The organism is Metamycoplasma phocicerebrale (genome assembly GCF_003383595.3).
GTDB lineage: Bacteria > Bacillota_I > Bacilli_A > Mycoplasmatales > Metamycoplasmataceae > Metamycoplasma > Metamycoplasma phocicerebrale.
Window position 1 is genome coordinate 264,315 of sequence record NZ_CP033058.2, and the last position, 13,474, is coordinate 277,788.

A 13,474-nucleotide genomic window follows, 5' to 3' on the forward strand; every position below is an offset into this window, starting at 1 on the left:
AATGGATATCAAACCAATTATAACTGGTTCATTGGAAGCTAATTCAAATAACCAAATGGCCATTACAGCCACTGCTACAAATCACATGGCTGATCAAGATATTAAAACCAAAAATATATACAAGCCATCAAGAACATTGGATCCTGAAGGTGTAATTCCTAATGGTATATATAAAGTTTTTAAATCGGAAACTACAATCAAAACTATTAATATAATATTTTTATCTCTTGTTTTTTTAACTTCATTGATATTGATATTATTATTTGCTTTTAGTTCAAAATCTTTTATAAATTTTTTAAAAGATCCTTCTAAGGCTGTACCTTGGGGATGATATATTATACCTGTCCTTTTAGGAACCATATCAATTGTAGTATTAACTTTTGAATCAATTGAATTATCAGGGATAAAAAAATCAATTTTGCATTATAGGGAAAGAATATCAGAAGGCGAATCATTTACGCCTCCCTTTGTAGCAATATTATATGAAAAACTAATGAAAAAACAAGTTAGACGTACATGATTGGTAGTCTCTATATTATTTTATGTCGGTTTATTTACATTAATTTTTTGAGCTATTAAAGATACATCTTGAAAGGTTTTTAAATTTAAAGAGTGAATTTTAAATAGTTTTTCAAATCCAGACTTAGTAGTTTATATTCTTTGTGGTATACTAATAACGGTTGTAATTTTATTTATTGTTAATTCTATCTATCGTAAAAAGAGAATGGTAGATATTCAAAATTTCTTTGGACAAGAAGTAATGAATTACACAGATTTATCAAAACAAAGAAGCGATGCTCATAAATTTTGAGCAAAAGTATTCTTTATTAGTATTCTAGTAGTATTAGTTATACCCATTATTACATTGTTAATTGTTAAAAAAGTTGTTAAGAAAGGAAAATAAGATATGCCTGTTTATGGAATTGTTTTATTAGTAGTATTACCTTTAGTATTTGCTGCTATTGGAGCTATAGCTGCAATATTTATTACTAAAAAGAAATTTGAAAAACAATTAAGGGAAAATCCCCCTATTAATGAAAAAATGATTAGGGTTATGTTTCAACAAATGGGACGTAAAGCTTCAGAAGCTCAAATTAGACAAGTTATGCGTTCAATGAAAAATGCAAAATAAAATCAGACATTTTTTTGTAAGTCTGATTTTTTTTATTTAGCTAAAGCACCCATCGGGTCCCAAGGAGCAACCTCAATAATTTCTGAATTTTCATAAACGTCTTTTGCTTCTTTTGATAAATACTTTTTATCTATCATAATTTGATAAGTAAATTCATCAAATCATTTATCCGACATTGAAAATACTCCATCACGACCTATTTTAGTACCTCATGAGTTTTCAACTTGTCAATTAATAGGATTACCTTCTTTGTCTAAGTTTACACCAGTAAATACCATTGCATGCGTTAATAAAGATTCGCCATATTGTAATCTTTGACCTTTAGTTCATTTTGGGTTATATCCATAAACTTCTTCATATTTAAACATTTCATGGTCCATAATACCAACTATACTTTGGCTCATTTTTCCAACATCACAACCAAATCATACAGGTTCCCCTGCTTTAATAGACTCTATAGCCATTCTTTTCAATTCTTCTATAGGTAAATTTAAATGTTTGATTTTTTTACCAGCGACGTTTCCTAAATATTTAATAGTGTAGATTCTATTGTATGGTTTATCATCTGTTGGTGAATTAATAACACTAACTTTATTACTTAAATTTCAACCAACCACTTCTTTAAAAAAATGTTGTGGAGTCATTGATGGAAGTCTATGATATTTTCCTTCTTTATCTTCATATTCAAAATTTACTTCTTTTGGAGGCAAACCTAAAGATTTAACTAAAATGTTATAAATTTTGTATAAATAATCTTCTTTTTTGTCTTGTAATAATTTAATATTTTTTGATTTTAAATATTCTTGTCTTAATTCAAATGCAAAATATCTTAACATTGAAGTTAAATGTGTATCCATTGTATATGTGCTAGAAGAACTAAATGTTTCTGGCATATGGTCTTTTGGAATTATTCCATATTTATCCAATAAAGCACTAAACATATCTCATTGTCCGCCATCTTCTAATGGTGATTTTAATAAATGCGCTACAACTCTTGAATCTAAATCTTCTTCAACTGTATCAATTATTGCATCAAAAAAGTAATTTGATCTTTCTAATTTATCTCAAAATAATGTATATGATTGTGAAAACTCTGTTGTTTTTAAATCATATTTTTTCATTGTGTCGACTCTAGCGGTATTTAATGCTGCAAACATTCAACATCTTCCACTTTGTTTTTGTTCTGTTACATCACCTTTTTTGGTAGTATGTGAAAATTTAAAATTATGTCTTCTTATAGCATCTTGATTAATAGAAGCTTCTTTAATCCCTACTTTAGCAACAGCATTTTCCACTGCTTTATTTGTTGGATCAGAATTATATTTTTTATTAAATTTATTTAATAATTTTTCATTTATCATTATAAAAACCTTTCTTATTTTTTTATCTTTTAATTATACCAAAACTGTTTATATTTAAAATGATTAGTCTAAAAACTTTAGTAATTAAATTAAGATTGAAAAATATAATTATTTTTTGTAATTTAATTATTTTTTTCTTAAAAAAGTAAGCTGTTAAATTTGATATAATTTTTTTAATAATATAAAACTATATTTTATTTATTATATAGTCCTAGGAGAATAAAATGAATAATCAAAAAATTTATGTCTTTGCTTATGCAAGCATACAAGATCCCTTGTTTTATGAAAACTTATTATCTAATTGAAAAACAAAAAGACCAGCTGTTCTAAATGGTTATGCAAAATGCATAGATTCAGAAAGCAATTTATTAATAAAAAAAGATAATTCAAACAAAATTAATGGCTTTGTTTTTGAAATAACTAAAGAAGAATTGTTTATGCTTGATCGTTGAAATAAATTTCCTCATTATCAAAGACATATTGTTAATGTTATGGCTTTGGATACAAATGAAATGATTGAAAATGTTCAAATATATACAAAGTTAGAATTTGGTCAGGTTTATTTAGCCCCAGAAGATGAACCCACTCTTACAACAATATATCGTAATGAAAATGAAATGAATTCTTTTATTGAAATAGAAAAATTAAATAAAAATTTTCCTATAATCGACAACGCTATTTTATATAAAGTTAATGAAGAACAATTTAATAAAATTAAGAATTTAAAGCACCCATATTTAGTGTTAATTATTGAAGATGTTGTCAAGAAAAATTATTTATTTGAACATTATGCTATGATTCCTTTGGAATTAAAAAACGAAAAATTTGCTCTAATGATTAGTTTTGGACAAAACAAGAATTTAAATAGTAAGTTTTATTATGATGCTTGAGAAAATAAGGATTTTAATACTTCAATTAATATTTTATGAAAACCACTATATGAATTTGATGCTAGTTTTTTAGCAAAGTCTACTCCATATAAATACATTAATTTAAGATGAGATTTGACTAGAAAATTGCCTTTATTTGGAGCTTATAATGATAAATCATTTGAATATTTAGTTTTAGATTTTGATATAGACCCTCTTAAAAGACTTAATACTTTAATTGAAATAATAAAAAAACATAGTATTTAAAAAAATTACAAAATGATAGAAAAAAAAGAAATTGTTAATGTTCCAACAAAACCTGGTGTTTATTTTTGAAAAGATAAAAACGATCAAGTTATTTATGTTGGAAAAGCTAAAAACTTAAAATTAAGAATGAGCCAGTATTTTGATCCTAAAATGCTAAACTCATATAAAACCCCTAAGATGCTAAAAGAAATAGCATCTTTTGAAATTACAGTTTTAAACACAGAAAAAGAAGCCTTAATGTTTGAAAGAAATAGTATTATAAAATATCAACCTTTTTATAATGTTTTATATCCCTCTCAAAGCACATTTCCTTATTTGTGTATAAGAAAAACAAAAAATGAATTAACTATTAAAATAGTGTCTAAATATAAAAAATCAAAAGATACTATTTATTATGGTCCTTTAGTGTCTAATGTTTCATATAAACCTCTTGAAAAGTATTTAATACATTTGCTTTTATCAAAAGAGGGAATAATAATAAAAAAGCAAACAAAAGATTTTATAGAAGAAAAATTTGAGTTAGCAAAAAAAATAATGAAATTTGATAAGAATTTTAAAAAAGAATTAGATAGCAAAATTATTGAAGCTATATCTAATAGGCAATATGATTTAGCAAAAGAATATAATGAAATTTTAAAATTAATATCAAAAAAAGATGATTATCAAAATATAGAATTGAAAACAAACCAAAATTTTGATGTTTTTGGGTTTTATGAAAAAGATTCAATATTATTTATTTCAATAATGAACTATAGATCTTCTAGTTTAATAAACAAACTTGATTTTGCATGCGAAATTAAAACTTCAAAAGAATCAACAATTAATGAATTTTTAAATCAACATTATTATTCTAATAATGTCCCAGATTTTATACTAATACCTAATGAATATTTATCTTTTAATTTAGATGTTTTAAATTTAGTTAAAAAAAATATAACTAAGCAATTTCAAATTTTAATTGATATAGCTAATGAAAATGCTAAAAATGAAATAGATAAAAAAATAACTAAATTTATAAAAAAAGAAAAAGATCTACAAAAAACAATAGAGAACTTATCTTTAATTTTGAATTCTAATGCAAAAAGATTAGTTATATTTGATAATTCTTTTTTAAAAGGCACTGAAGATGTAGTTGGTCAGGCTTGTGTTTATATAAATGGAAAACTGGTTACTTCTTTAAGTAGATCTTTTAAACTGCAAAAAAATAAAAATCGAAATGCAGATGTTGAATACATACACCAAAATGCAGAAAAATTTTTATCAAATTATCATAAATTAATAGACGTAATAATAGTAGATGGTAATGCAAATCAAATTAAAGAAGTACAAAAAGTAATAAAAAAATTAAATATTAATAAAAAAATATTTGGCTTAATTAAAAATTTAAAACATAATACTGATCAATTAATAGACGAAAATGGAAAAAAGATAGAAATTTTAAATGAAGACGTATTCAATTTTTTAACTCATATACAAATTGAAGTTGATAAATATGCTAAAACATATTTTAACAAAAGGCATAGATTAAAATTATTGAACAACCCATTAAAAAATATTGATGGAATTGGAGAAAAAACTATAAATAAATTGTTGGATAAATTTGAAACTTATAACAATATAATTGAAGCTTCAATAGAAGATCTATCAAAAATAATAAGTGTAAAATTAGCTAAAAAAATAAAATCTTATTTTAGCTAAAAAGAATAAAAAAGAGGAAAGCCCTCTTTTAATTTTCAATTTTACTAATTAAATAATCTAAATTATAAAAATTGTTATATTCAATCTCAATATCCACAGGAACTCCTAATTCTAGATTTATATTTTTATCATTATTTTTAAAATAACTAGTTGATTGAGAACTTATAATAACTGAGGTTCCATCTTGCATTACTATTGGCATAATTGATGAAGTACCACCCCCTGATTTTTGACCTATAATTTTACCAATTTTTAATTCTTTTATAACTCCTGCAAAAGCATTGGCAGCACTAAAAGTATTTTTTCCAGTTAAAATAAAGTAGTTAAAGTTATCAAAAGCATCTTTATCTTCATAATTTTTATCTTTATTTGCATCAACTTTGTATTTATAAGTTATATCAGCTCTTGATAAAGTATTAAAATTATTAGTTTGAATATCTTTATTTGTTAATAAACCTAAAACTCTAATCATTGCCCCTAAATTGCCACCACCATTTTGAGAAATATCTAAAATAACATTTTTGACTTCTGGATGCTGATTAGAAATTAAATATAATTTTTGTCTGATGCTTTCAAAACTATCTTTTTCATATTTTTTTTGTTTTAGTTCTTCGTTCGTTGCACTATCAAAACTATTGAAAATTATATAAGCTGTTTTATTTTTTACAATATATCCTTTTTTAGCATGTTCTTTATTTAGATTTTCTCTATCCTCTTTTAATTTTTTTAATAAAGTTCTATATTGTTTTAATGTAGTGCTCTTATCTAAAACTTCCATAGAAATTTTTTTCATGTTATTAGTAAAAAAACCGAACATTCTCATTGATGTATGCAATTCATTTAAGTTTTTGTAAAATAAATCGCTATACCCTTGATTATACTCTTCTGGGTCTAAAGATAATAATTTGCTTTTCAAATCTGGACTTATGTATTCTTTAAATGATTTTATATTTTTAAAATCTTTTAAACCGTAAAAATAATCTAGGGTAAATAGAAGATTATTATAATTATTAATTCTGTCTATATCATTTTCTTTTTCATTATTTCAATTTCCTATTTTAAGAGATTCAATTTGTGGAACTTTATCATTTAAATCAAAAAATGTTCCAAAAATGGTACTGCCATTGTAGTATAAATTGTAATAATTTTGGCTACAAAATAAAGTATTAAAAACACTTAGAGGAATTAAAATTTTGTTGTTTTCATAAACAATATCTATATTATATTTAGCCAAATCTAAAGTTATAGTTTTTGGTATACTTTCTTTGTTGTTTATATTAAAACCTAGGTAATTTAAATGTCTTGAATAATTGGTTGAATCAGATTTTTTAACAAAAGAAAAAAAATCGTCGCTTAATAATTTAATATAATCATTCTGATAATTTATAACCATTCTTTCTCCATAAGGATTAATGTAATTAACTTCAGGATTGGTGTTATAATGCTTTTTAATTAATGATCTAGTATTAAATAAGCCATATAATTTATTAATCATTTCTTCGATAGAAACATAAGGTTGTTTTTCATTAGCTTTAAAATATAATTTAATTGAATTAGAATTTATATTGTAATGGTTATTTGCTAAGTTTTTAAATGGGGTCTCTTTTATTAAAAACGACGATTTATTATTCTTTAACATTCATAAATTTCAAGGTACATTAAAACATGATGAAGACATCAATGGTAAAGCCGATAAACTTAATAAACTAATTGCTAAAATTTTCTTTTTCATATTATTTTTTTCTCCATGTTAACCGCTATATTAAGTGCAATTAACTAATATAATTATATTATTTATTTATATAACTAATTATATAAATTTTAATACACTAATTAGTTTCGAAAAATTTTTAAAAAAACGACTTAAAAATTTTTTTGTGCTAAAATATTTATTGCGACGGTCGTGTAGCTCAGGGGATAGAGTACGTGCCTTCTAAGCATGTGGTCGCAGGTTCGAATCCTGCCACGATCGCCATTTTTTTATTCTCTTTTTTATCTTTTTTATTAAATGTACAATTTTGTTAAATTTAAAAAGCATAAAAAATAAAAATTTATGCAAAAAATTATTTTTGAAATAAATGTATTTTAAAATTAAAGTGTTAGTAATAACAAAAATTAAGGAGATAAAAAATGGCAATTTTAAAAAAATTTAATGACATTATAGTTAGAACACCAGCTAGTTCAATGGTAAACGGAATTACTTCTGCACCAGAACTAGGAAAGCCTGACTATGAATTGGCAAAAAAACAACACAAAGAATATATTAAAGCATTAGAAAATGCAGGATTAAAAGTTCGTGTAGCTGAAAAATTAGAACAATTCCCAGATTCATGCTTCGTAGAAGATGCAGCTGTTATTGTTCCTGGTCGTGAGTTAGCAATTTTAACTAATCCAGGAGCAAAAACAAGAAACGGTGAAAAAGAATTTATGTTACCTATTCTAAAAGAATATTTCCCGGATGACAAAATTAAAAAAATTGTTTCGCCTGGTACCTTAGATGGGGGAGATGTTATGATGGTAGGAGATACATATTATGTTGGCATGTCAGATCGTACAAATCGTGAAGGAATTAGACAATTTCACAATATTTTAGCAAGTATTGGAAAAAAATGCGTACCAGTTCCTATGACAGAAATGTTGCATTTAAAAACTGGTGTTAATTATCTAGAACACAACAACCTATTAATTTCAGGTGAATTTTTAGAATATCCAACATTTAAAGACTTTAACCAAGTTGTTGTTACTCCTGATGAAGGTTATGCAGCAAACTGTATTTGAGTAAATGACACAGTTATAGTTCCTGAAGGTTATCCAAAACTATTAGCAAAAGTAAAAGCTCTTAAAAAATCAGACGGTAAACCTTATACAGTTGTTGTTTGTGATACATCGGAATACAAAAAATTAGATGGTGGTTTAAGTTGTCTATCTCTAAGATTCTAAAATAAAACTGAATAAAACAAAAAAGTTTGGTTGTTATTTTAAACAAACTTTTTTGTTATTATTTTTTTTAAAAAAAATTAAACAATTTTTAGTTTAATAGTATAATAATTAAGCAATTGCGAGTGTAGTTTAATGGTAGAACTTCAGCCTTCCAAGCTGAATACGTGGGTTCGATTCCCATCACTTGCACCATTTGCGGATGTAGTTCAATGGTAGAACATCAGGTTGCCAATCTGAATACGAGGGTCCGATTCCCTTCATCCGCACCATTTGTTTAAATACATCAAAAAATAAACCTAATTAATTTTGGGTTTATTTTTAATTTATTTTTTTAGTACTATAATTTTATAAATTAAATTAATAACATGAAGGAGTAATAATGAATAATTTTGATTATAAAGCTTCTAAGGAAAGAGTTTATAAAATTCTTGATACGCCGTTAAAAGTAAACCAAGTAGATAATATACCAAATAATCCTCAATTTACAGATAATAATAGTTATAGAGGTTGAGTATCTTCAATTTTTATCGATATAGTAGATTCAACAAATTTATTTAAAAAAAACGACCCGAACGTATCGGTAGAATAATGAAAGCTTTTTGCAAAGAAATAGTATCTATTTTAAAATCTAATAAAGATTATAAAGAAATAGGAATAAGAGGGGATTGTGTTTATGCTATATATAGTGTAAATCTTAAGAAAGAAAATGTTTTTGATAAAATAATTCATAATGCCTTAGTAATAAATACTTTTCATAAAATGTTTAAAAAAATATTAGAGAAAAAACAACAACCAACATTTGAAATAGGAATTGGTATAGGATGTTCAGAAACCACAATAGTAAAAGCTGGAACAAAAAGTAAAAAAAGAGGTATCAATAGTAAAGTATGAATAGGAAATTCTGTAGTAAATGCTTCTAAATTATCTTCAATAGGAAATAGGAAACTAGATTTTAAGGTTAAAACTATAGTAATAGACCAGGAATTTTTTAATAGAATTAAAGATTTAAAATTAAATGATTGAATAAAAATTAGTCAAAAAGATGAAAAAGATTCTTGTTATAAAAATATTTTTAAACAACTAGATGAAAAAGAAATTAAAAAAATATTAAATGATGATACTAAGGTGTATCATAGTGATGAAACAATTAAAGATTTTGAAAATTGAATAAACGAAAGTATTAATAAAAATGAAAAATAGTTTAAATAATCAAAAGCAGATAGAAAATAGTAAAGAAATTCTAAATGGAATACAAAAGCAAATATCTTCTATAGATACAAAAGCTAGCTTTTATCTACTTGCTATAAGTATCTTTTTTAGTTTTTTTTCTTCATTATATGGTGTATTTCATGAAAAATGATTTTTAGATAAAAATTTTATTTTTATAATTTCTTTTAAAGTTTTATTTATTCTTCTTACAATTTCTTCAATTTTAATAATAATTTTCTTTATATTGGTTATATGACCAAGAACTAAAAAAATTAAAAAGCTTTATCCAAACTATTATATGGATGTTTTTAAATTAGATAAAAAGAATTTAAAAAAGTCTATAAAAAAATATAATGAAAACGACGATATGATTGTAGATCAAATAAAAATTAATTCTAGAATATGTAGAACAAAACATAATTTTTTAAAAATAGCATTTTATTCATTTATTCCCTTTGGATTAATTTTATTCTCGTTAACTATTATGATATTATTTGGTTAAATTTTTATTTTTATAGTAATAAACAATATATTAATAAAATTTTTTATATTTTTATATTGCATGGTTTATTTATTATTATAATTAATAAAAAAATAAAAGGAGATTTATATGTCAAAAGTTTTAGTTTTATATTCTTCACCGATACAAAGTGAAAAATCGATTTCAACTTTATTAACTAAAAAGTTTGTCGAATTATATAAAAAAAATAATGAAAATGATCAAATAAAAGAATTAGATCTTAATGAATTAGAAATGGCAAGACTTTCTCAAACATCGAAAAATATGCCTAAAACATATTCAGAGGAATTATCAAATAAATATATTAATTTATTAAAAGAAACTGACAAGTTAATTATATCTTGTCCAATGATTAATTTTAATGTCCCAGTAGTACTAAAAAATTTTTTAGATCGTATAGCTGTAGCAAATAAGACATTTTCTTATAAATATTCTGCTAAAGGCGGATCTATTGGTTTATTAGATAATCTAACAGTAAAAATAATTGCCACTCAAGGAGCACCTGAAGGATGATATCAATGAGCAGGTCACACTTCTTTTTTAGAAGGAATATGAAATTTCTTTGGAGCTAAATTAAGTCCGACTATTTTAGTAGCAGGAACTAAAGTAAAACCTTATTTTGAAATGCAACCACAAGAAATTGTTGAAGACAATATAAAATTATTAGAAAAACATGCAAAAAATTTTTAATTATTTGATTATTGAAATTGGGTTTACAATATCCAATTTTTTAATTTTTATTATGACTAAAAATAAGTTAAACGCTACTATAACTTAGTAATGATTATTATTTAATATAATAATTTTTTTTATGCTATAATTGTGAATGCAATATTAATTGCCTCTAGCAAGTGGGAGAATTTTAATAAATAAATTCATTTGCACCACAATTATCGAAAGGATTTTAAAATGGCAAAAGAAATAGCAAAAAAAGCTAAATTACAATTTATGGCCGGACAAGCAAAACCAGGTCCAGCCTTAGCTGGTGTTGGAATTAATATGCCTGAATTTACAAAAGCATTTAATGACCAAACAAGAGAAAGAGGGGCTGAACCAGTTCCTGTTCTTATAACAGTATATAAAGACAAATCATTTGATTTTAAATTATTTACTTCACCTACATCATTTAAATTAGTTCAAGCAGCTAAAGTTAAAAAAGGTAGTGGAGTACCAAACAAAGAAAAAATTGGCTCAATAACAATTGATCAATTAAAAGAAATTGCAGAATATAAAATGCCAGATATGAATGCAAATACAATTGAATCAGCAATGCGTCAAGTTGCTGGTACAGCTAAAAATATGGGCATTGCAGTTGAAGGTTATGAAGAATGATTAAAAGGTGGTGCTAACTAATGGCTAAAAGAATTACAAAAAATGCTAAAGTTTTAAAAACATTAGTTAACAAAAAAGATGTTTATTCATTAGAAGATGCTATTAATTTAGCAAAAAAAGCATCTTTCGCTAAATTTGATGAATCATTAGACATAGCAATTAGATTAAATTTAGACACTAGAAAATCAGATCAACAATTACGTGGAGCTGTTGTTTTACCAAATGGTACAGGAAAAACAGTTAAAGTGCTAGTTGCGACAGATGATGTTACAGCTCAAAAAGCTGCTTTGGAAGCTGGCGCTGATTTAGTATACTCATCTGCTGAATTACCAGAAATTTTAAATCAAGACAAATATGACTTTGATGTTATAGTTGCTGATCCTAAAATGATGTTAGTTTTAGGTAAATATGGTAAAAAACTTGGACCTAAAGGTTTAATGCCTAACCCTAAAACTGGAACAGTTACAACGAACCCAGCTAAAGCTGTTGAAGAATTAAAAAAAGGTAAGGCAAATTACCGTGCTGACAAAGGTGGAATCATTCATGCTTCAGTTGGTAAAAAATCAATGGACACAGAAGCATTAGTTCAAAATGCAGAAACTTTAATTCAAACAATTAAGAGATTAAAACCACAAACAGTTAAAGGGACATATGTTTTAAACATAGTTGTTTCAACATCAATGGGTGCGTCTGTTAAAGTTAAACTTGATTAATAAAAATATTTTAAAAATCCGGAGTACCGGATTTTTTATTATTATTTAATATTATTAAAGGCTTTTAGACCTGGATAAATACCTTTTTGTTTTAATTCATCTTCAATTTTAATTAAACGATTATATTTGGCGATCCTATCTGTTCTTGACATAGAACCTGTTTTAATTTCTCCGGTACTAAAAGCTACTGCTAAATCAGCTATAAAAGTATCTTCTGTTTCTCCTGATCTATGAGATATAACAGGAACTAAATTTGCTTCTTGAGACATTCTAATTGCTTTTATAGTTTCAGTTAAAGAACCTATTTGATTAATTTTAATTAAAGAAGCATTTATGGCTTTTTTATCAATCGCCATTTGAATATATTTAGGATTTGTAACAATTAAATCATCCCCAACTAATTGAATTTTATTTCCATATTCTTTATTCATTTTTATAAAGCCTTCTCAATCATCTTCATGATGAGAGTCTTCAATAGAAATGATAGGATATTTATTAATTAATTTTCCATAGTATTTAACTAATTCATCACTACTAAATTCATATTTATTTTTAGCATATTTTGAAAAACCCTCACGATTTTCATCAATAGCTTTCTTAAATTTTTTAAAAACATATTTCTTAGTTTTTTCATTATATATTTCCGAACTAGCTGCATCCAAGCAAATAGCAATAGAATTTTCTCCGCTTGTAGCAGGATTAAACCCTGCTTCTTTAATTGCTTTAACTAAAAAATCTAGAGCCTCTTCATGGGTATGAAGATTAGGAGCAAATCCGCCCTCATCACCAACTTGAGTGCCATGCCCTGCTTTTTTTAATAATTTTGCTAATGTATGAAAAACTTTATTAGCCATTTGAAGAGCTTCTTTAAAAGTTTTTGCTCCTATTGGCATAATCATAAATTCTTGAAAATCAATTGTATTAGAAGCATGTTCACCACCGTTAATAACATTTAACATTGGTACAGGTAAATAAAATTTAGATGTATTAAGTTTTTTTAACGAAGCTAAGTATTCATATAAAGGCTTTTTGGCTTCCATAGCCGCAGCCTTAGCTACAGCTAGCGAAACAGCTAATATTGCATTTGCTCCAAATCTAGATTTAGTTTCTGTTCCGTCTACTTCTATCATTAATTGGTCAATTAGTTCTTGATTTTTAACATCTTTGCCAATTAATAAGTTAGCTATTTCATTATTTATATGGTTACAGGCATTTTGAACACCTTTACCCCCAAATCAATTATTTTCATATTTAGTTCCCTTATCTCTTAATTCAAGAGATTCTTTAGAACCTGTTGAAGCACCTGAAGGAACTAATGCTTCAGCAAAAGCTTTTTTAGTGCTTAATTCAACTTTAACAGTAGGATTTCCTCTACTATCTAGCACTTCATAAGCATATATTTTTTTAATTTTTGACATATAACTTATCTCCTC

14 protein-coding genes and 3 tRNA genes are annotated in these 13,474 nt (G+C 25.1%); 14 read left to right on the plus strand and 3 right to left on the minus strand.

Going from position 1 to position 13,474, the window contains the following annotated elements; all coding sequences use genetic code 4:
* Position 1 precedes the first annotated feature (1 nt).
* Positions 2-904, plus strand: a complete 903-nt coding sequence (locus tag DMC14_RS05890) for an MSC_0882 family membrane protein (RefSeq protein WP_116171976.1) — start codon at positions 2-4, stop codon at positions 902-904.
* Positions 905-907: 3 nt separating this feature from the next.
* Positions 908-1,132 carry a YneF family protein gene (locus DMC14_RS01040; protein WP_116171977.1) on the plus strand — a complete coding sequence of 75 codons (225 nt, stop codon included), beginning with the start codon at positions 908-910 and terminating at the stop codon, positions 1,130-1,132.
* Between the two features lie 32 nt (positions 1,133-1,164).
* Here DMC14_RS01040 and DMC14_RS01045 read toward each other — a convergent pair whose 3' ends face one another.
* Positions 1,165-2,493: a C1 family peptidase gene (locus DMC14_RS01045; protein WP_217495061.1), complete on the minus strand. Its 1,329-nt coding sequence runs from the start codon at positions 2,491-2,493 to the stop codon at positions 1,165-1,167.
* Positions 2,494-2,717: 224 nt separating this feature from the next.
* Here DMC14_RS01045 and DMC14_RS05895 point away from each other — a divergent pair, with 224 nt between their 5' ends.
* Positions 2,718-3,629 (plus strand): gamma-glutamylcyclotransferase family protein, encoded by a 912-nt coding sequence (locus DMC14_RS05895; RefSeq protein WP_116171979.1) that lies wholly within the window; start codon positions 2,718-2,720, stop codon positions 3,627-3,629.
* Positions 3,630-3,641: 12 nt separating this feature from the next.
* On the plus strand, positions 3,642-5,327 hold the full coding sequence (locus DMC14_RS01055) for a GIY-YIG nuclease family protein (protein ID WP_137412654.1): 1,686 nt from the start codon (positions 3,642-3,644) through the stop codon (positions 5,325-5,327).
* A 28-nt stretch (positions 5,328-5,355) separates the two neighbouring features.
* Here the strand turns inward: DMC14_RS01055 and DMC14_RS01060 are convergent, their stop codons facing one another.
* The gene (locus DMC14_RS01060) at positions 5,356-7,059 is read right to left on the minus strand and encodes a S41 family peptidase (RefSeq protein WP_116171981.1); all 1,704 of its coding nucleotides are present in this window, start codon (positions 7,057-7,059) and stop codon (positions 5,356-5,358) included.
* A gap of 167 nt (positions 7,060-7,226) precedes the next feature.
* On the opposite strand from DMC14_RS01060, the gene DMC14_RS01065 reads away from it, so the two are divergent.
* From DMC14_RS01065 to rplA, 10 genes are all read left to right on the plus strand, one after another.
* Positions 7,227-7,302, plus strand: a tRNA-Arg gene (locus tag DMC14_RS01065).
* Between the two features lie 155 nt (positions 7,303-7,457).
* Complete coding sequence (locus DMC14_RS01070; protein ID WP_116171396.1) at positions 7,458-8,267, plus strand: dimethylarginine dimethylaminohydrolase family protein; 810 nt, start codon at positions 7,458-7,460, stop codon at positions 8,265-8,267.
* A 118-nt stretch (positions 8,268-8,385) separates the two neighbouring features.
* Positions 8,386-8,459, plus strand: a tRNA-Gly gene (locus DMC14_RS01075).
* Between the two features lie 3 nt (positions 8,460-8,462).
* Positions 8,463-8,536 (plus strand) — tRNA-Gly (locus DMC14_RS01080).
* A 110-nt stretch (positions 8,537-8,646) separates the two neighbouring features.
* Complete coding sequence (locus DMC14_RS05900) at positions 8,647-8,856, plus strand: hypothetical protein (protein ID WP_116171397.1); 210 nt, start codon at positions 8,647-8,649, stop codon at positions 8,854-8,856.
* Positions 8,856-9,467 (plus strand): hypothetical protein, encoded by a 612-nt coding sequence (locus DMC14_RS05905; RefSeq protein ID WP_116171398.1) that lies wholly within the window; start codon positions 8,856-8,858, stop codon positions 9,465-9,467. The genes DMC14_RS05900 and DMC14_RS05905 overlap by 1 nt, the downstream gene beginning before the upstream one ends.
* Positions 9,457-9,978, plus strand: coding sequence for a Pycsar system effector family protein (locus DMC14_RS05910; protein WP_116171399.1), 522 nt, complete (start codon positions 9,457-9,459; stop codon positions 9,976-9,978). The genes DMC14_RS05905 and DMC14_RS05910 overlap by 11 nt, the downstream gene beginning before the upstream one ends.
* Positions 9,979-10,086: 108 nt before the next feature.
* Positions 10,087-10,686 (plus strand): FMN-dependent NADH-azoreductase, encoded by a 600-nt coding sequence (locus DMC14_RS01100; protein ID WP_116171400.1) that lies wholly within the window; start codon positions 10,087-10,089, stop codon positions 10,684-10,686.
* A 219-nt stretch (positions 10,687-10,905) separates the two neighbouring features.
* Positions 10,906-11,349: a 50S ribosomal protein L11 gene (rplK, locus tag DMC14_RS01105; protein ID WP_116171401.1), complete on the plus strand. Its 444-nt coding sequence runs from the start codon at positions 10,906-10,908 to the stop codon at positions 11,347-11,349.
* The gene (gene rplA, locus DMC14_RS01110) at positions 11,349-12,041 is read left to right on the plus strand and encodes a 50S ribosomal protein L1 (RefSeq protein ID WP_116171402.1); all 693 of its coding nucleotides are present in this window, start codon (positions 11,349-11,351) and stop codon (positions 12,039-12,041) included. Before rplK ends, rplA begins: the two co-directional genes overlap by 1 nt.
* A gap of 41 nt (positions 12,042-12,082) precedes the next feature.
* Here the strand turns inward: rplA and eno are convergent, their stop codons facing one another.
* Positions 12,083-13,459, minus strand: coding sequence for a phosphopyruvate hydratase (gene eno, locus DMC14_RS01115; RefSeq protein ID WP_116171403.1), 1,377 nt, complete (start codon positions 13,457-13,459; stop codon positions 12,083-12,085).
* Between the last annotated feature and the right edge of the window lie 15 nt (positions 13,460-13,474).